Source organism: Natronosalvus rutilus (assembly GCF_024204665.1).
Taxonomy (GTDB): Archaea; Halobacteriota; Halobacteria; order Halobacteriales; family Natrialbaceae; genus Natronosalvus; species Natronosalvus rutilus.
In genome coordinates, this window is the sequence record NZ_CP100355.1 from 508,074 (window position 1) to 525,715 (window position 17,642).

Genomic DNA, 17,642 nt, shown 5'->3' on the forward strand with positions numbered 1-17,642 from the left:
GACGGCCGATACGGGAAGTATGGACACAGCCGTTTCGAGTTCGCACTCGAGTCACGATCGACCGACACACCAGAGGTAAGAACCATGGGAAATTACGACCAACAGACGAACGAGACGCGATCGATCCACACCGGCGTACAGCTGTTACTCGTCTTCATCGGTGTCGCCTTCCTCGTCGCCGGGCTGGTACTCGCCGCAGGCGGGTCAAGCCTCATCGGGCCGGACGGTCCAGTTGGCGGACTCGCACCGTGGGATTCGGGCTCTTCGGGTGACGACGGCGAATTCCAGCAACCCTCCGAGGATGGGGATTCCGACGGGGGTGACGACTCGAGCGGCGATAGTGATGGCGATGGCGGCGAGCAGACCGAAGGCGGGAACGATAGCGACAGTGGTGACGGCAGCGATGGGTCTGACAGCGGTGACGGCGACGACAATACTAGTGACGGTAGCGATGGAACTGACGGTAGTAGTGATGGCAGTGACGGAAGCGACGACGACGGCAGCGGCAGCGGTGACGGTAGTGACGGAAGCGACGACGGTGGTAGCGACGACGGCAGCGATGGTGGCGATAACAACGACACCGACGACGGCAGCGATGGCGGCGATAACAACGAAACTGACGACGGCAGCGATGGCAGCGATAACAACGAAACTGACGACGGAAGCGACGGTGGCGATGGCGACACGTCGACCCTCAGCATCATCGTCGAGGACGACGACGGCAACGCGATCGAAGGCGCTACCGTCCAGGTCGAAGGTGAAGGAGTGATCTTCGGCTACAACGAGGAGCAATCGACCGACGGAAACGGCGTCGCGGAGTTCGAGCTCGAGGACGGCGAGTACGAGGTCACCGTGACCGCGGACGGCTACGAGGGCGCCCAGACCACCATCGAGATATCCGGCGACGACGAGATGCTCATCGCCACGCTCCAGGAATCAGGCGATAGCGACGGAGGCGGCGACGACAACGAGACGACCAACGACACCCAGACCGACGGCTAACGCCCGGTGACTGCGGACCCGGAATCCGATCGTACTCGGTCGTCTGTTTTCGCAGGAGTTCGATCGCTTTCGAAGCGAGTTACGTGACCGACTCGAGAGACGGCGCTCGAGGGCTCTACATCGAGAAATATCAGGAATCGCAACCGTTCAGTAGCCGCCCGTAACCCAGGTATCAGGCGTTCCGCCCCAGTTCCGCGAGCAAGTGGCCGACGTGAATGCGATCGCTCGCCCCCTCGGTCATCTCGAACTCGACGTCCGCCGCGAGGCGGTGCATCCGCGCGAGCGACTCGCCCTGATAGCGCTTTCTGGCGACGGTCAAGATTTCCTCGAGGACCTCGCCACCGTCGAGTCCCTCGTCGACGAGCAACTCGTCGAGCGTCGACCGGGCGTCGGTGAACGCACCCGCCTCGGCGTCGTCGAGCATGGATTCGACCTCGTCGCCGTAACCGACGGTCCCGATCGTCTCGTAGGCCGTCGACATCGTGAGTTCGCCCTCGGTTTCGACGGTCGTCTGGGCCGCCAGGATCGCCCGCCGGAGGTTGCCGTCGGCGTAGCCCGCGACGAACTCGAGCCCGTCCTGGTCGTAGTCGACATCTTCGGCCTCGACGATCCGTTCTAAGACGGCGACCGTCTCCTCGCTCGAGGGGGCGCGCATCGAGACCGGGAAACACCGCGATCGGATCGGTGGGATGAGCTTCGTCGGCTGGCGCGTGGCGAGGACGAACTGGGTCGTCCGGTGGTGCTGTTCCATGATCCGGCGCAGTGCCTGCTGGAAGTCCTCGCGAACGGCCTCGGCGTTGTCCAGGAGGACGGTCTTGTACGTTCCCGAGACGGGGGCGTAGCTCGCCGATTCCTTGAGCACGTGGTTGATCATGTCGCGTTTCGACATCGACGAGCGGCCGGTCAGAAAGTGTGCGAACCGGGGGTCGTTCTTGATCTCGGTCTTCGTTCGTCCGAAGAAGTCCGCAACGTTGATGATGATCAGGTCGTTGTCCGGGTCACTGTGCGCCGCCGCCGCGAGCGCCTTCGCCGCCGCCGTCTTCCCGCTTCCGGGTGGGCCCTGCAGAATGAGGTTAATCGGCTCCTCGACGGCACGCTCGAGGTACGCGCGGGCGTCGTCCTGAGGCAACTCCTCGAGGGTCGGCGCGTACGTTTCCGTCCACAGCGGTGCGTCCATTGCCCGCGTTTAGGGACGGCCAGGGTAAGAATCGGTCGGTCAGGAGTCGTTCTCCCGGACCCGGTCGTCGTCCGACGGAAGCGCCGCCTGAACGCGATCGCCATCGATCATGATCGGATCGGCGTTCGGGAATCCCTCTTCCTCGTCGTACTCGTCCGGTTCGCCCGAGTAGAGCACGACGAACAGGGTTTCGTCGCCCTCGGCGTCGAACTCGAGGGTGACGTTCTCGTGGGTCCCGGCCGAGAGGTTCTCGCCGATCCCGCGAACGGCCTGGGACTCGTTTTCGACGGTCAGGAACCCGTCTTCGGGGAGCGTGACGTTGATGGTCGCCGTCGAGTCGTTCGCCTCGAGGATTTCGAGGTCGGGGGGCGTGTCGTACTGGATGGTGAGCGTGTCGAGTTGACCGTGGTCGGTCGTGTAGATGCCGACCGTCCGGTCGCCGGGCTCGAGCGACGCCGTCTCGAGTTCGAAGCTCACGGTGGTGGTTTCCTCGGCTTCGAGGGAGACGATCTTTCGCTCGAGCACCTCGCCGTCGACGCGAATCTCGACGCGCTGGCGATTTTCGACGTCCCGCGGGTTGCGAATCTCACCCTCTACGGTCACGGTTTCGTTGGTCGTCGCCGTCGTCGGCAGCGAGACCGACTCCACCTGGAACGAGTCGGTCGGGGCGTCGCCCTCGCTTTCGTTCAGGGTGACGCTCGCGGAATCGCTGACCGGGTAGCCGTCCTCGGTGTATGGCCGGTCCTCCTCGCCGTCGCTCTCCTCGAACATGTAGGTCCCTTCGTTCGCCGTGTCCTGGTGAACCGTCGCCGTGAGTTGCCCGACGAGGTCGCCGTCGTCTTCCTCGGCCTGTTCGATCGTGACGTTCTCATGTGGGCCGGAATCGAGGCGGTCGGAGACCGCGACCGTCTCGTCAGCGCTGTTCGTGATGACGATGAATCCCCCGTCGGAGAGCGTGACCGACTCGACCTCGACGCTCGAGCCGTTGGTCGTCTGATCGGAGAACGTGATCGATGCCTCGGGTTCCTCTTCGACGCCGAACAACGCCGGCGCCTGGCCGACGGCGAGTCCAGCGGCGAGGACGACGGCGATAGCGACCAGTAGCGCGAGCAGAAGTTTGGCCGTTCCGAGGGAGAGGTTCGAACTCATCGGAGCTTCGGGTACATTGTCATACGAGACACACACGGTAAAATGACCGGTTCGTTCCCATCGAATTGACGGTGTAGTCGTCAAATACCGGGTCGGTCAGTGACGTCGAACCCATTACCTCGCTCTCGAGGTCGGGCGCGTCGACGGTCGGATTCGGATTCGAAGCGGGTTTAGCCCCAGCGGACGGATCACGGACCAATGACACTGTGCGTGACGTTCCTGGGGACGAGTGGGGCGATTCCGACGACCAGTCGGAACCCGAGCAGCCTCTTCGTCGCCCGCGAGGGCGAGCAGTTCCTGTTCGACGCCGGCGAGGGGACCCAGCGCCAGATGATGCGCTTCGGAACCGGATTCTCGGTCTCGCACCTGTTCGTCACGCACACCCACGGCGACCACGTCCTCGGGATTCCGGGCCTCCTCCAGACGATGGCGTTCAACGACCGCGAGGACCCGCTGACGATTCACTGCCCGCACGGGACGCGCCGTCACCTTCGGTCGCTCGTCTCGCTGCTCGGCAACCGACCCTCGTTTCCGGTCCGAATCAACGAGGTCGACGGCGGAAGCGTCGCCTACCGCGGCGACGACTACGAGGTGCGAACGTTCGACACCGACCACGACACTCGATCGGTCGGCTACGCGCTAATCGAGGACGACCGGAAGGGCCGCTTCGACCGCGAGCGAGCCGAGGAACTCGGTGTCCCCGTCGGGCCCGCCTTTTCCAGACTCCACGAGGGCGAGCCGGTCGAACTCGAGGACGGCACCGTCGTCCGACCCGAACAGGTGGTCGGCGAACCGCGTCCTGGCCGGTCGCTCGTCTACACCGGCGACACGCGCCCCACGGAGGCAACCCTCGAAGTCGCCGACGACCCCGACCTGCTGATTCACGACGCGACGTTCGCCGACGACCGGGCCGAGCGCGCCGACCACACCGCTCACTCGACGGCGCGCCAGGCCGGCCGGGTCGCCAGCCAGGCCGGGACGAAACGGCTCGCACTGGTCCACCTCTCCTCGCGGTACGCCGGCCGACCGACGTCTCACCTCGCAGAGGCCCGGGAAGCGTTCGACGGCGATCCGGAGGCCGTTTCAATCCCCGACGACGGAGACTGCCTCGAGATTCCGTATCCGGACGAGTGAGGCGGTGCTCGAAAAACGACGAGTCGAACATACAAGGCGACGAGCGAGAGCGGTTCGTCCAGCCGGTGGCGGGAAGCGTTCGGCTACTAACAAGCGCATAAACCGAAAATGTCTAAAAATCTACATTACCTTAACGGGACGGTAGTCGAATTTAGACACGGTTCATCGACTTTACGTTCGTAATTGCTATATAACACATTGTCGACCGACCGGTATGGTGAGCAAGTAGTGTTACAGTACATCGAACCATTCACCGACATCATCTTTCCGGTGGTGTACATCCTGTTCTTCGTGGGGACGATCGCCGCTCTGGCGCTCGCCAACCGCCGCTTCGTCAGGAAGGCCTGGCTGGCGTGTTTTTTCGCACTGTTGCTGGCGGTGACGGTCGTCGGAATGACCGTGATGCCCGTCGTCGAGATGCACAAGTTCTCCCAGCCTAACAGCGAGGAGATGACGTACTACGAGATCCGAATCGTCGACTCGGCGGGGAACGAACTCGAGCTCGACGATCGTGCTACGCCGCCGATGACCGGTTCGCGGACGTCGTCTGTGGGCCAGAATATGGCCTACCAGTACGACGACGAGGAACGCATGGAGATGGGTAGATTCTACATCGAGAACGTGAACAGGTATCGGGAGACAGTCGAATCGGGTGGGCCCCCGATCTATACGGCGCTGGAGCCGCCGCGCTACGTCGACGACCAGCAATGGACCGCCGAGCAACTCGAGAACTACGAGGAGTTCGAGTCGATCAGCATCTACGAGCGAACCATAGTCGTCAACGAGGATAGCGACGCAGTCGAGCGCAACGAGGAAACGCACCTCGTGACGATCGACGTCGCCAACGAGACCGTTACCGAAAACGAGACCGCACTCGAGGATGAATCCGCATGAGCGCGTTCGTCAACTACTTCGGCGACGAGACCCGTTCCACGCCGATCAACCTCGCCGTCGTTCGCGTCCTTCTCGGATCGTGGGCGCTTTGGCGAATGGTCTCGCTCGACTGGAACTTCTACGGGGAGTGGCCCCGCCACTTCAACCCGCCGATCGCCTACCTCCACCAGGACGTCTTCTTCACCCTGCTGCCGTACCTGCGGTGGGTCCTCGCAGGGTTGCTCGTCCTGTTCATCGTCGGCTACAAGACCCGGTGGTCCGGCGGACTCGCCAGCCTCCTGATGATGCACATGCTGGCGGTCAAGTCGACCATCTACCTCGCGGGAACCATCGAGTCGCTGTTCGCCTGTGCGTACATGATCCTCCTGTTCGCGCTGTTCTGCGAGGACGACGTGCTGTCGGCCGACACCGTGATCGAAACGAAAGAGAAGTCCATCGACCAGCTGAACGCGTTCCTGAAAGAGGGAAGTGACGAAACTCATCGGGCGCGCGCCCTGAAGTGGGGGCTGCTCGCCGTCGGCTTCCTCTACCTCGGCTCGGCCTGGGGGAAGTTCATGAACGGCCCGATCGACATCTGGCTCTCCGGCGCTGAACTCCAGCGCGACATCCTGCGCAGCCAGGAGATGACCGGTATGACGCGGCCACTCGCCCAGCCCATCCTCGAGTACGACGCGCTGGCCTGGCTCGGGTTCCTCGGCACCGGCCTGGTCCAGGCGTCGCTCATCGTCGCCGTATTACTGGGCCTGCCGATCACGCTGTCGGCACTCGGTCTGATCGGCTTCCACCTCTCAGTCGTCGCGACGCTGGGCCTGTACTTCATCGACATGATCCTCGTCCTCTCGCTGTTCGCCGCCTGGGACGTCGCCTACCGGTGGCTCGCCGCGGACGCGGAAGACCGCGTCACGCTGGTCTACGACGAGCGCTGTTACTTCTGCGCCCGGAGCCTCTACCTCTTCAAGTACCTCGACGTCAACGACTCCGTGCGGTTCCGATCGCAGTCGGACGCGCCGCCGGAACTCGTCAACCGCGAGGGCGTCGACCTCGACAAGGAGATGTACCTGTTCCGGGACGGCGAGGCCTACGGCGGCTACGAGGCGTTCCGCCAGCTGTTCAAGCAGTTCCGGGTCTTCGCCCCGATCGTCCTCCTGATGGCGCTCCCACCGGTCAGGATGGTCGGCAACCGCGTGTACGCCTACATCGCGCGCAACCGGAGTCGTCACTTCGTCTGCAGCATCGACGCCGAGCAGTCCTGAGCCGTTCTGCGGTTCTCAGTTTTCGGCACTCGAGACTCGGTACTCGGACCTCGATAGTCAGTTCTCAGTTCCCAGTTCTCGAGCCGTGAGTCTCGAGACCGCGCCGGATTTATACTCTGTTCCCCCCTACAGGTGGCCGTGAGCACGCGAACGAACGCACTCGACGCGGTCGTCTTCGGCGTCGACGTTCAGAGCGGTGACGTTCGCGGCGACGCGCCCTCCTACGCACTCGTCGTCTACGGCGGCGACGAGGACGGCCTCGAGCGAGACGTCGTCTCCCACCGGAAACTGCGCCGCCTGATCGCCGACGTCGAGCCAGCTATCGTCGCGACCGACAACATGTACGAACTGGCCGCGGACAAGGACCAGTTGATCCACTTTCTCGGCTCGCTTCCCGCGGGGACAAAACTGGTGCAGGTGACCGGCGACGAACGACCCGAATCGCTCTCTCGCGTCGCGAAGCGCCACGGCGTCCCCTACGGCAAAGAGCCCATGAAGGAAGCCGAGGCCGCAGCCCGCCTGGCGGCCCACAGCGTCGGCTACGAGGTGTCGGCATTTACCGACACCACGGAGGTCAAAGTCTCCAGGGGTCGCTCGACCGGCAAGGGCGGCTGGAGCGCCGACCGCTACACGCGCCGGATCCACGGCTCCGTCAAGCGCCGCGCCCGGGAAGTGGAGAGCGCCCTCGAGGACGCCGGCCTCGCGTTCGAACGTGAGGTCCGGGAAGCCTACGGCGGGTTCGCCAACGCGGTGTTCACCGTCGACGCCCCTCCCCAGAACATTCCGGTGTCGAACGAGCGCTCGGGCGACGTGCGCGTCGAGATCGAACGGGAGCGACGCGACGGCATCGAGTTTCGCCCGCTCGCGAAGCGTCGCGATCACGTCGTCGTCGGCGTCGACCCCGGAACGACCACCGCGGTCGCCATCGTCGGGCTCCAGGGCGAGGTGCTCGACGTCTGGAGTTCGCGAACAAACACCATGGCCGACGTGATCGAGTGGATCGTCGAGCGCGGCCGGCCGGTGATCGTCGCCGCGGACGTGACGCCGATGCCAGAAACCGTCGAGAAGATCCGCCGGAGCTTCGACGCCGCAGCCTGGACGCCCCAGCGAGACCTGCCGGTCGACGAGAAACAACACCGCACCGCGGACGAACCGTACGACGACGACCACCAGCGCGACGCGATGGCCGCCGCCCTCTACGCCGTCGACGCCCACGAGGACCAGTTCGAGCGCATCGCCCGGAAACTCCCCGCCGGAATCGACCGCGGGGAGGTGGTCGCCCGGGTCGTCGCCGGCGGCGAGACCGTCGAGACCGTCCTCGAGGACCTGACCGAGGACGAAGAGAGCGACGAGGAAGAGCGCGAGCACCAGCCGCGAGAGCTGACGGCCGAGGAACGCCGGATTCGCGACCTCGAGCGACAGGTCGAGCGCCTCGAGGGCCATGTCGAGACGCTCGAGGGGCGAATCGAGGATCGGGACGAGCAGATCGAGGACCTCGAGGCCGAACTCGCCGTTACCCGTCGAGAGGAACGCCGCCAGATCCGCAAGGAACGCGAGGTGAGCCGCCTCGAGCGCAAGGCCGACCGCCTCGAGAGCGAGCGCGACGAGGCCCGCGAGGAGGTCGAGGCCCTCGAGGAGAAAGTCGAGCGGATGAAGACGCTCTGGAAGCTCGATCACTCGAACTTCGCGGACGTCTCCGAGAAGAAGGCCGGCCTCGTGCCCGTAAAGGTAATCGAGAAGTTCACGAAAGGAGCGATCCGGACAGCCGAGGAGGCCTACGGCATCGCGCCCGGCGACGTGGTCTACGTGCGCGACGCCAGCGGTGCGGGACGCTCGACCGCGGAGCTCCTGGCGAGTTTCGAACCGCGAGTCGTTTTGAAGAACGGCAACCTCTCGGAGATCGCCGATGCCATCCTCTTCGACCGCGAGATTCCAGTCGGCCCCGGCGACGACGTAGCGATGCAGGAGGTAGACGAACTGGCCGTCGCCCGCGAATCGGACGTCGAGGCGGTCATCGAGGACTGGCACGACCGGGCGCTCGAGCGCGAGCGCGACCGGAAGGCGGAGATGGTCGATCGGCTGATCAGCGAGCACCGGGCGGGCGACAGCGAGGTCTAATCGGATTCGCGCGTCTGTCTCGAGCCCTATACCATCCCGAATGACTGGAGCACGCCCGTCACCAGCGACTTGACGACGAGGGCGACTCCGATGAGCATGAGGGCGAGGCCGCCAGCGATCAGGTAATTCTGGGTGGCGATCAGGGCGATGCCGGCAATCGCGAGGATCACGCCGAGGATTCCGAGCGGACCGAGACTTTTGCGCATACCCGCTGTGGACAGTGGATGCTCTTAATCGCGGTGGTTTGCGAGCGGGGCTCGAGTATGGTGAGAGCCTCGAGTGGAAACGATGGGGAAGTCACTGAACGCGAATGCGTATAAGCGAGACACTTAACCGACGACCGACCCTAGAACCGATGGGAGAGAGAGCCTGGCTGCCGCGATGGCCGGTCCGGAAACGGGTCGGCCACCACACGCGAGTGCTCGTTTTTCGGGCGCTCGCGCCCGCGAGGAAAGTCCCCCCACCCGTCGGGCGGGTGACCGGACGCAAGTCCGGAGCGGGAGACCGCTGGCTCTGGAACAGCAACGACACGTCTCGGCCCGATCGATGATGCGTGCGAACCCAACCGCGAGGACGGGGAGTTAACCCGCAGAGAGCGCGTGGCCGCCTTGCGGCCACGGTGCGGCGGTTACCGCCGCACGGACGGCCGAGGACCGATGGAACGGCGAATCCTCACCGGTGCAAGTCCGCGTCGCAGGTAGCCCGACAGGACCGCTTTAGGCGGGCGGCGCGGACGCTCAGCCGAATGCCGGGTCGAACAGAAGGGGGCTTACTCCTCTCACCCAGTTTCCAATCCTCGAGCCACGGCCACGGCTCCGGAGTCGCTACTCGAGCAACCAGTGTCGAACCGCCGTCTCGACCACGGCACCCGGATCGAACCGCAGGTACGGAACGTAGAACGTGTGCGTCTCCCCTGGCTCGAGTTCGGCGCTGGCCGAATCGTTGCAGGCGACGGTCTCGTCCTCGAGCAACGCCTCGACGACGACTCCGGCCTCGCCGGTTTTCACCTGCGTCGCGTTCTGCAGCGTGATCGCGGCCCCGTAGACCGGTTCACCGTCGGCCGTCCCCAGCTGGCCCCACCCCTTCTCGACGAGCGTCGACCCATCTTCGACCGTCGGGCCCGGGCCCGACGTTCCGCCCTCCGGTTCCTCGAGCGTGTATCGATCGACAGCGTCCGCGCTCCCCTCCGTCGTGACGATTTCGAAGAGGTACGTTTCCCGACTCCGTTCGACGAACAGCTGACTCTCGACGACGCGCTCACCGTCGTCCTGGTCGAGCGTCGCCCGTACCGTTTCGATGTAACTACCGGGACGGTCGAACTCGATGCGTCCGCGAACGCCGTATCGATCGGTCCCGTCGTCGTCGAAGAAGAGGTGGTCCGTGATCGTGCCACCCGGATTGCTCTCGATGCGCCCGTTGCGATCCTCGCCGTCGGCGAAAATCGGCGTCGCTGACCGGTTGAACGATTCCTCGGCGATCACCTGGTCGGACCAGTTCGTCGGTGGTGCCAGTTCCGAACTGGTCACGTTGGTCGCGTCGTCACCGACGCCAGGGACGCTCGAGAGGCAGCCACCGACGAAGCTCGATCCGAGAGTCGCGAGGTACGGTCGACGTTTCACGAGGGAAACCAGAGTACGATGGGAGAAAAGGGCATCTCAAGCTCAAACTTCGGTTGCACCTATAGCAGCTACAGAGGTCGTGGCCCGCCACCCACCCCGACGCGAGACGGGAACTTTAACGCCTCGCGCCGGAAAGCGAGGGTATGTCGAATCCGTTCGGAATCGTCTCCGACGAGGCCATCCTCGAGGGACGGGCCACCGACGCCTACTTCGAGCGTACCCGGGCGACCCTCGAGCACGCGGGTCGAAATCCCCGCGTCGTCGCAGAGGTCACCGCCGACCAGTTCCCCACCGGCGAATTCGAGGTCTTCGCCGGCGTTCACGACGTCGCGACGCTCTTTTCGGGCCGCGCAGTCGATATCGACGCCCTCCCCGAGGGCACGCTGTTCGACGGCGGGCCGGTCATGCGCATCGAGGGACCGTACCTCGAGTTCGCCGAGCTCGAAACCTCCCTCCTGGGTTTTCTCTCCCAGCCTAGCGGCTTCGCGACGGCGGCGCTCGAGGCCCGTCTGGCCGCGCCCGACTCTCAGGTCCTCTCCTTTGGCGCGCGTCACGTCCACCCCGCCATCGCCGCCACAGTCGAGCGCTCGGCCCTGCTCGCCGGACTCGACGGCTTCTCCCACGTCGCCGCGGGCGACGTTCTCGAGCGCGAGGCCGGCGGGACGATGCCCCACGCGCTAATGCTCATCTTCGGCGAAGGCGAGCAGGACGCGGCCTGGACGGCCTTCGACGAGGCCGTCCCCGAGGACGTACCTCGAGTCGCCCTGGTCGACACCTTCTGGGACGAGAGCGCCGAGACCCTGCTCGCCGCCGAGACGCTCGGCGACCGCCTCGACGGGGTTCGCCTGGATACGACAGGCTCGAGGCGCGGCGACTTCCGCCACATCACCCGCGAGATTCGCTGGGAACTCGACGCCCGCGGCCGCGAGGACGTGGACATCTTCTGCAGCGGCGGGCTAACCCCCGAGACGATCCGAGAGCTTCGAGACGTCGCCGACGGCTTCGGAATTGGGAGCTACATTACGGGCGCCGACAGCGTCGACTTCGCGCTCGATATCGTCGAAATCGAGGGCGAGATGACCTCCAAGCGCGGGAAGCTCTCGGGCGATAAACAGGTCTACCGCACCGCCGACGGCGGTCACGAGGTCCGGTTGGCCGACCAGCCGGCTCCCGAGGACGGCGACGCGCTGCTCGAGCCGGTAATTCGCGACGGCGAGGTCGTCCGCGAGGCGGACCTCGAGGCGGCGACCGAGCGATGTCTCGCCGATGCGGAGACGGTCGGGTTCGGGAGCGACCACTGAGAGCCGTCCACTTGCCAGTCTCGAGCTTGCTCGCGTCTATCGGTCGTCTATATTACTGGCCGCCTCGAGGCCCACTCACTCGTCGACCTGGACGTCCACCCGGGGGACGAAGGGGCCGAAGTCCGCGGTCTTGCTGGCGATCGTCGCAATTCTGAAGGTGTACACCAGCAGGACGACGAACGGCAGGAAGGCGAGCGTGACCGCGACGCTCACGACGACGACGAGCGCGAGCGTGCTCTCGAGGCTCGCGATGATCGACGGGTACGTCATCATGAACAGGCCGCCGCCGAGCAACGTCGGAAAACCCACGTACAGCAGGAGTTTCGAGAGGTGAGCGAGTTCGTGTTGCATGTACAGCGTCTTGAACGACTGCCGGGCGACGGCGAGGTAGCCGAGCAGTTCGATCAGCGAGTCGAGTCCCTCGAGGGCCTCTATCGAAAGTTCGTCGGCGTACCGGGCTCGAATCGTCCGGGCGGCGTGGAGGTGCGCCCCGTTGAAGTGACCCAGGACCGCCGAGAGCGCGTCGAACGTCCCGAACTCCGCGGTCTCGAGCGTCTTCGAGACGGTCTCGCCCTCCGTCGTGACGGCCCCGGCGAACGTCTCGAGGCTCGCGGCAACGGCTCCGTCGGCGTCCGTCGCGGCCGACTCAACCTCGCCCACCTCCGCCACGACGGCGTCGACGATGAGCCGGAGGAATTCGGCAGGCGCGGCCGGGCTGACCGGCGTCTCGGTCGCGTCTTCGACCGTTCGTCGGAAGTCGGTCATCGCCTCGTAGCGCTGCTGCAGGTCACCGGTCCACCCCAGTTCCTGAGAGAGGACGAGCTGGTTGATCGCGAGGACGATGGTGATGAACGGCAGCGTGCCACCGACGATCGCGCCGACAAGCGTCGTCGCCGTGTCGGGATTCGTGACCGGAATCCAGCCGGCGGCGCCGATCGCCAAGCAGATGGTGAATACCAGTCCGGCACAGAGGGCCGTCAGCACGTAGCGATTCCCGTCGAGCAGGATCCAGCGCTGCGCCGGCGACTCGCGGAGTCGTTCGTGAACGAGGTCGCTCTGAGTCTTCGTCTCGTCGATCGCTCGCTCGGCGCCCATGGGTCGGGGTCAACGACCGTCGAAAAAAGCGTGTGTCTTCGTTGCAGTCGATGGCTCGAGTTTCGAGTGCGAACCACGTCTGGGCCGACCCGTCGCGCGTGGATTTATGGCTCGAGAGTGGGTATTTTCGACTATGCACCTCGAGCCAGACACCACGGCAGTGGTCGTCGTCGACATGCAAAACGGCTTCTGTCACCCCGACGGGGCGCTGTACGCGCCGGGCAGCGAGTCGGTGATCGCCCCTATTGCGGACCTCGTCTCTCGAGCTCGAGAGGTGGGGAGTCGAATCGTCTACACGCGTGACGTCCATCCCCCCGAGCAATTCGACAACAATCACTACTACGACGAGTTCGACCGGTGGGGCGAACACGTCCTCGAGGGGTCGTGGGAGGCCGAACTGGTCGACGAACTCGACGTGCGAGACGAGGACCTGATCGTCGAGAAACACACCTACGACGCCTTCCACGAGACCCAGCTCGACGGCTGGCTCTCTGCGCGGGGCATCAAGGACCTGGTCATCTGTGGTACCCTTGCGAACGTCTGCGTCCTCCACACCGGCGGGAGCGCAGGGCTCCGGGACTACCGCCCGCTCATGGTTTCGGACTGTATCGGCGCGCTCGAGGACGACCACCACGAGTATGCCCTCGAGCACGCGGACTGGCTGTTCGGAGAGGTCCTCGAGAGCGACGAGCTGACGTTCGGCGAATCGGCGTAGCACCCTGGAAAGCCCGTCTTTTGGGGAAGCGGTGCTCGAGAAAATCCGACACTATAATATCGATAGTATTGCATAGACGCCGCGACGACCGAGCGATCGATCGGCAACGATTTCCACCAGACGACAGCTAAATACGGCCGGGCCGGTACTCCTCGAGCATGGACGCGGCACTCATTATCCTCGACGGGTGGGGCCTCGGACGCGACGACGGCGGCCGCAACGCGGTCGAGGCGGCACACACGCCCGTCGTCGACCGATTGCAACGTACCGGACTCGCCGGAAGCCTCGAGGTCGCCGGCCGACGCGTCGGCCTCCCGGACGGTCAGATGGGCAACAGCGAGGTCGGTCACCTCAACATCGGCGCCGGCAGGGTCGTGTTACAGGAGTACACCCGCATCACTGACGCCGTCGGCGACGGCAGTTTTCGGAACAACGCGGCGATCGACGCCGCCTTCGACCACGCCCTCGAGAACGACGGGCGAGTCCACTTCCTCGGCCTCGTCAGCGACGGCGGCGTCCACGCCGACCACGAACACCTCCACGCGCTGATCGGGATGGCCGCCGACCGCGACATCGAGGCGGTCACCCACGCCATCACCGACGGGCGAGACACCTCTCCCCACGGCGGTGAGGGCTACCTCGCGGAACTCGAGGCCGTGATCGACGAGGCGGGGACGGGCGACGTGGCCACGGCCTCCGGGCGGTACTACGCGATGGATCGAGACCAGAACTGGGAGCGGACGAGGCGAGCCTACGACTCCATCGTCGACCGGGACGCCGCCTTCGAGGCGCCCTCGGCCGTCGAGGCCGTCACCGACTCCTACGAGCGCGGCCAGACCGACGAGTTCATCGAGCCGACAGTCATCGCGGGGCAGCCAGCGCTCGAGGACGGCGATTCGGTGGTCTGGTTCAACTTCCGATCCGACCGCGCCCGCCAGTTGACCCGGATGCTCGCGGATATCCGCCCGGAGTGGGAGTTCGAGACGCACCCGCCCGATGTCGAGGTCGTCATGCTGACCCAGTACGACAAGACGTTCGACCTCCCGGTGGCGTTCCCACCGACCCAGCCCTCGAAAGTCCTGGGCGAAGTGCTCGCCGACGCCGGCAAGACCCAGCTCCGGATCGCCGAATCCGAGAAGTACGCTCACGTCACCTACTTCCTCAATGGGGGCCGCGAGGTCGAGTTCGACGGCGAGGTCCGGAAGATCGTCGAGAGCCCGGACGTCCCCACCTACGACCTCCAGCCGGAGATGAGCGCGCCCGAGGTGACCGACGCGGCCATCGAAACCATCGAGAGCCGGGATCCGGACGTCCTGGTGCTCAACTACGCCAACCCGGACATGGTCGGTCACACCGGCGACTACCGAGCAGCCGTCGAGGCCGTCGAGGCCGTCGACACCCAGCTGGGTCGGTTGCTCGAGACACTCGAGGCCCACGGCGCACACGTCTTCGTCACCGCCGACCACGGCAACGCCGACGACATGGGAACCGAGGAGGAGCCGCACACGGCCCACACCTACAACGACGTGCCGTTCTTCTACGTGGCGCCCGACGGAGCCTCGAGCGCCGGCGACGTCCGGATTCGGATTCGCGAGGGTGGGACACTCGCCGATCTCGCCCCCACCATGCTCGAGTGCATCGGTCTCACGCAGCCCCCGGAGATGACCGGGGAGTCGCTGCTCGTGCGCGAGTAGTCGAGAAGTCGATACGTTCATTTCGCTCAGCCGACCATCACGACGTGTGACCTCCGCGTCCATCCGCCCGGCGACGCTCGCTGACGCCCCGACGCTGGCGCGCCTCTACCGGGACGCTTACACGACCAACGTCGACCTCGGATTTCCCTCGCGAGCGGCGCACGCCGACCGCGCGGCTCTCGAGGACTGGATCCGGGAGGGACGCATATTCGTCGCGGTCGCCAGTAGAGCGGACCCCGACGGCAGGGCTGACGACCGTCCGACCGGCGGCAAACTCGTCGGCGCTATTCGTTACCGTGACGAAGGGAAGTACGACCCCGACGCCCCCGAATTCGGTCGCTTGGCCGTGCCGCCCCGCGCTCGAGGTCGGGGCATCGCCAGCGTGCTGATCGATCACGTCGAGGCGCTCGCCCGGCGGGAAGACCACGGCCGCATGCGATTGCGGACGTTCGCCGGCCACCCGTTTCTCCCCGAAATCTACCGCCGACGCGGCTACCGCGACGTGCGGGTTCGGGAACTCGAGGGGGCGCCGTTCGACGTGTTGCACATGCAGAAGGAGCTGTAAACCGATGCACACGTTCGGCCGCGAAAACAGGTCCGTCGCTGGTGATTGGATTGGGTTCAGATGAGCCGGGTCGGTCGGCAAAATCGGAGTCGCTACCCGAACGCCCTCACTCGAGCAGGTCGTCCAGTTCCTCGAGTCGATCGCCGTAGGTCGACAGCGCCCGGTCGATCGGTTCCGACGAGCGCATGTCGACGCCGGCGATTTCGAGCAACTCGAGGGGGTACTCGCGGGAACCCCGACGGAGGAACGCGAGGTAGTCCTCGGCTGCGTCGGCACCGTTCTCAACGATGTCGTCGGCGATGGCGAGCGCCGCGGAGATGCCCGTTGAGTACTGGTAGACGTAGAACGCGCGGTAGAAGTGCGGGATGCGCATCCATTCACGGGGAATTCGGTCGTCCATCTCGGCGGGTTCGTAGTACTGGGCCTTGAGGTCGCCGTACAGTTCGTCGAGGCGGTCGGCCGTCAGCGGTTCGCCCGCCTCCTCGAGCCTGTGCGCCTCGTGTTCGAACTCGGCGAAGAGCGTCTGGCGGTACAGCGTCGAGCGCACCCGTTCTAAGAACTCGTTGAGGATGGCCTTGCGGAACTCGGGGTCCTCGACGGTCTCGAGCAGGTGGTGGGTCAACAGGGCCTCGTTGACCGTGCTCGCGACCTCGGCGGTGAAGATCTCGTAGCCCGAGTAGATGTACGGCTGTTCTTCCTTCGTCAGTTCGGAGTGCATCGAGTGGCCGAGTTCGTGAGCCAGCGTGTACATCGAGGCGACGTCGTTCTGGTAGTTCATCAGGATGAACGGCTGGGTGTCGTAGGTGCCCCCGGAGTACGCGCCCGTGCGCTTGCCCTCGTTCTCGTAGACGTCGACCCACCGGGACTCCAGCCCTTCGGCGACGCGGGACTGGTACTCCTCGCCCAGGGGGGCAACAGCGTCGACGACGTACTGGGCGGCGTCGTCGTACTCGACGTCCGGCCCTTCCTCACCGGTCAGCGGCATGTAGACGTCCCACATTCGGAGTTCGTCGACGCCGAGCGCCTCGCGCTTGAGTTCGGCGTGACGGTGGAGGTGCTCGAGGTTGTCGTGGACGCTGTCGACGAGCGTGTCGTACACCTCGACGGGGACGTTGGGACCGTCGAGGGCGGCCTCGCGGGCGGTTTCGTAGTTGCGGGCCCGGGCGAGTTTGACGTCGGCTTTCACGCTGTTCTTGTAGGAAGCGGCGACGGTGTTGCGGACCGACTCCCACTCGTCGAAGTAGGCCTCGTAGACGCGTTGTCGGAAGTCGCGATCGGGTCGCTTGAGCAGGTTGACGAAGTTGCTCTGGGTGATCTCGACGGGTTCGCCGTCCGAATCCTCGACCGTCGGAAAGCCCATGTCCGCGTTCGAGAGCATGCTGTAGACTTCCCCAGGTGCGCCGGTGACTTCGCTCAGGTCCGCCAGCAGCGCCTCCACCTCGGCCGAACGCGTGTGCGGTTTCATCCGCAACACGTCGTCGACGTAGTGGGCGTAGTTCTCGAGGTCGGGTTCGTCCTCGACCATGGCTTCGAAGTCCTCCCGGCTCAGTTCCTGCAGTTCCGGCTCGATGAACGAGGCCGCAGACTGGGCGCCGGCAGCCAGCGACTGCGCCCGTGCGCTCAGGGCCTGGTACTCCTGATTCGTCGTGTCCTCGTCGCTCCGCATTCGGGCGTAGGCAGCGATCATCGAGATCTCGCGCATGAGCCGGTCGCGCAACTCGAGGACCTCGAGCAGCGTGGTGGCGTCGTCGACCGTCTGCCCCTCGTAGGCGGCCAGGTCCTCGACCTGGTCCGTCGCCGCCTCGTAGGCGTCCTCCCAGTCGTCGTCGGTGGCGTAGATGCTCTCGAGATCCCAGGTATACTCCTCCTCGATCTCCGAGCGTGTGGGAACGGAACTCATGGGACGAAGTTTCGGAACGAAGGTGG

The 17,642-nt window shown here is 65.2% G+C and carries 15 protein-coding genes and 1 other RNA gene; 10 read left to right on the forward strand and 6 right to left on the reverse strand.

Translation table 11 applies throughout. The annotated features are described in order from the left end of the window. Positions 1-84 precede the first annotated feature (84 nt). Entirely contained in the window at positions 85-1,002 is a 918-nt protein-coding gene (locus NGM29_RS02525) for a carboxypeptidase regulatory-like domain-containing protein (protein ID WP_254158695.1), read from the forward strand. Between the two features lie 172 nt (positions 1,003-1,174). Here NGM29_RS02525 and NGM29_RS02530 read toward each other — a convergent pair whose 3' ends face one another. Together NGM29_RS02530 and NGM29_RS02535 are read right to left on the reverse strand one after the other, a co-directional pair. Next, positions 1,175-2,179, reverse strand: a complete 1,005-nt coding sequence (locus NGM29_RS02530; RefSeq protein ID WP_254158697.1) for an AAA family ATPase — start codon at positions 2,177-2,179, stop codon at positions 1,175-1,177. A 39-nt stretch (positions 2,180-2,218) separates the two neighbouring features. Then, on the reverse strand, positions 2,219-3,328 hold the full coding sequence (locus NGM29_RS02535) for a DUF7282 domain-containing protein (RefSeq protein WP_254158699.1): 1,110 nt from the start codon (positions 3,326-3,328) through the stop codon (positions 2,219-2,221). A 198-nt stretch (positions 3,329-3,526) separates the two neighbouring features. On the opposite strand from NGM29_RS02535, the gene rnz reads away from it, so the two are divergent. The 4 genes from rnz to NGM29_RS02555 all read left to right on the forward strand — a co-directional run bounded on the left by rnz (position 3,527) and on the right by NGM29_RS02555 (position 8,727). Continuing rightward, a complete protein-coding gene (gene rnz / locus NGM29_RS02540; RefSeq protein ID WP_254158701.1) occupies positions 3,527-4,462 on the forward strand; it encodes a ribonuclease Z in 936 nt (311 codons plus the stop codon). A 228-nt stretch (positions 4,463-4,690) separates the two neighbouring features. Continuing rightward, positions 4,691-5,356, forward strand: coding sequence for a glycosyltransferase family protein (locus NGM29_RS02545; RefSeq protein WP_254158703.1), 666 nt, complete (start codon positions 4,691-4,693; stop codon positions 5,354-5,356). Further along, a complete protein-coding gene (locus NGM29_RS02550; RefSeq protein WP_254158705.1) occupies positions 5,353-6,609 on the forward strand; it encodes a thiol-disulfide oxidoreductase DCC family protein in 1,257 nt (418 codons plus the stop codon). The genes NGM29_RS02545 and NGM29_RS02550 overlap by 4 nt, the downstream gene beginning before the upstream one ends. A 138-nt stretch (positions 6,610-6,747) precedes the next feature. Next, a complete protein-coding gene (locus tag NGM29_RS02555) occupies positions 6,748-8,727 on the forward strand; it encodes a DUF460 domain-containing protein (RefSeq protein ID WP_254158707.1) in 1,980 nt (659 codons plus the stop codon). 26 nt (positions 8,728-8,753) lie between these two features. Here the strand turns inward: NGM29_RS02555 and NGM29_RS02560 are convergent, their stop codons facing one another. Continuing rightward, complete coding sequence (locus NGM29_RS02560; protein ID WP_254158710.1) at positions 8,754-8,933, reverse strand: DUF7470 family protein; 180 nt, start codon at positions 8,931-8,933, stop codon at positions 8,754-8,756. 151 nt (positions 8,934-9,084) lie between these two features. Here NGM29_RS02560 and rnpB point away from each other — a divergent pair. Beyond that, positions 9,085-9,511, forward strand: an RNA gene (gene rnpB, locus NGM29_RS02565) — RNase P RNA component. A 40-nt stretch (positions 9,512-9,551) separates the two neighbouring features. Here rnpB and NGM29_RS02570 read toward each other — a convergent pair. Then, positions 9,552-10,346, reverse strand: coding sequence for a hypothetical protein (locus NGM29_RS02570; RefSeq protein WP_254158712.1), 795 nt, complete (start codon positions 10,344-10,346; stop codon positions 9,552-9,554). Between the two features lie 143 nt (positions 10,347-10,489). Here NGM29_RS02570 and NGM29_RS02575 point away from each other — a divergent pair, with 143 nt between their 5' ends. After that, positions 10,490-11,647 (forward strand): nicotinate phosphoribosyltransferase, encoded by a 1,158-nt coding sequence (locus tag NGM29_RS02575; protein WP_254158714.1) that lies wholly within the window; start codon positions 10,490-10,492, stop codon positions 11,645-11,647. A 75-nt stretch (positions 11,648-11,722) separates the two neighbouring features. Here the strand turns inward: NGM29_RS02575 and NGM29_RS02580 are convergent, their stop codons facing one another. After that, positions 11,723-12,742, reverse strand: a complete 1,020-nt coding sequence (locus NGM29_RS02580) for a DUF7972 family membrane protein (RefSeq protein ID WP_254158716.1) — start codon at positions 12,740-12,742, stop codon at positions 11,723-11,725. A 133-nt stretch (positions 12,743-12,875) separates the two neighbouring features. Between NGM29_RS02580 and NGM29_RS02585 the strand changes: the two genes are divergently transcribed. The 3 genes from NGM29_RS02585 to NGM29_RS02595 all read left to right on the forward strand — a co-directional run bounded on the left by NGM29_RS02585 (position 12,876) and on the right by NGM29_RS02595 (position 15,716). Further along, positions 12,876-13,457: a cysteine hydrolase family protein gene (locus NGM29_RS02585; RefSeq protein WP_254158718.1), complete on the forward strand. Its 582-nt coding sequence runs from the start codon at positions 12,876-12,878 to the stop codon at positions 13,455-13,457. A gap of 158 nt (positions 13,458-13,615) precedes the next feature. Then, positions 13,616-15,151 carry a 2,3-bisphosphoglycerate-independent phosphoglycerate mutase gene (gene gpmI / locus NGM29_RS02590; protein ID WP_254158720.1) on the forward strand — a complete coding sequence of 512 codons (1,536 nt, stop codon included), beginning with the start codon at positions 13,616-13,618 and terminating at the stop codon, positions 15,149-15,151. Positions 15,152-15,197: 46 nt separating this feature from the next. Further along, positions 15,198-15,716, forward strand: a complete 519-nt coding sequence (locus tag NGM29_RS02595) for a GNAT family N-acetyltransferase (protein ID WP_254158722.1) — start codon at positions 15,198-15,200, stop codon at positions 15,714-15,716. A gap of 106 nt (positions 15,717-15,822) precedes the next feature. Here NGM29_RS02595 and pepF read toward each other — a convergent pair whose 3' ends face one another. Next, a complete protein-coding gene (gene pepF / locus NGM29_RS02600) occupies positions 15,823-17,616 on the reverse strand; it encodes an oligoendopeptidase F (RefSeq protein ID WP_254158724.1) in 1,794 nt (597 codons plus the stop codon). Positions 17,617-17,642: the final 26 nt, after the last annotated feature.

Excerpts from the sequence above, each read along its gene's own strand:
- NGM29_RS02525 (WP_254158695.1), top strand. The coding sequence starts at position 85 with ATGGGAAATTACGACCAACAGACGAACGAGACGCGATCGATCCACACC.
- NGM29_RS02530 (WP_254158697.1), bottom strand. The coding sequence starts at position 2,179 with ATGGACGCACCGCTGTGGACGGAAACGTACGCGCCGACCCTCGAGGAG.
- NGM29_RS02535 (WP_254158699.1), bottom strand. The coding sequence starts at position 3,328 with ATGAGTTCGAACCTCTCCCTCGGAACGGCCAAACTTCTGCTCGCGCTA.
- rnz (WP_254158701.1), top strand. The coding sequence starts at position 3,527 with ATGACACTGTGCGTGACGTTCCTGGGGACGAGTGGGGCGATTCCGACG.
- NGM29_RS02550 (WP_254158705.1), top strand. The coding sequence starts at position 5,353 with ATGAGCGCGTTCGTCAACTACTTCGGCGACGAGACCCGTTCCACGCCG.
- NGM29_RS02560 (WP_254158710.1), bottom strand. The coding sequence starts at position 8,933 with ATGCGCAAAAGTCTCGGTCCGCTCGGAATCCTCGGCGTGATCCTCGCG.
- NGM29_RS02575 (WP_254158714.1), top strand. The coding sequence starts at position 10,490 with ATGTCGAATCCGTTCGGAATCGTCTCCGACGAGGCCATCCTCGAGGGA.
- NGM29_RS02580 (WP_254158716.1), bottom strand. The coding sequence starts at position 12,742 with ATGGGCGCCGAGCGAGCGATCGACGAGACGAAGACTCAGAGCGACCTC.
- NGM29_RS02585 (WP_254158718.1), top strand. The coding sequence starts at position 12,876 with ATGCACCTCGAGCCAGACACCACGGCAGTGGTCGTCGTCGACATGCAA.
- gpmI (WP_254158720.1), top strand. The coding sequence starts at position 13,616 with ATGGACGCGGCACTCATTATCCTCGACGGGTGGGGCCTCGGACGCGAC.
- pepF (WP_254158724.1), bottom strand. The coding sequence starts at position 17,616 with ATGAGTTCCGTTCCCACACGCTCGGAGATCGAGGAGGAGTATACCTGG.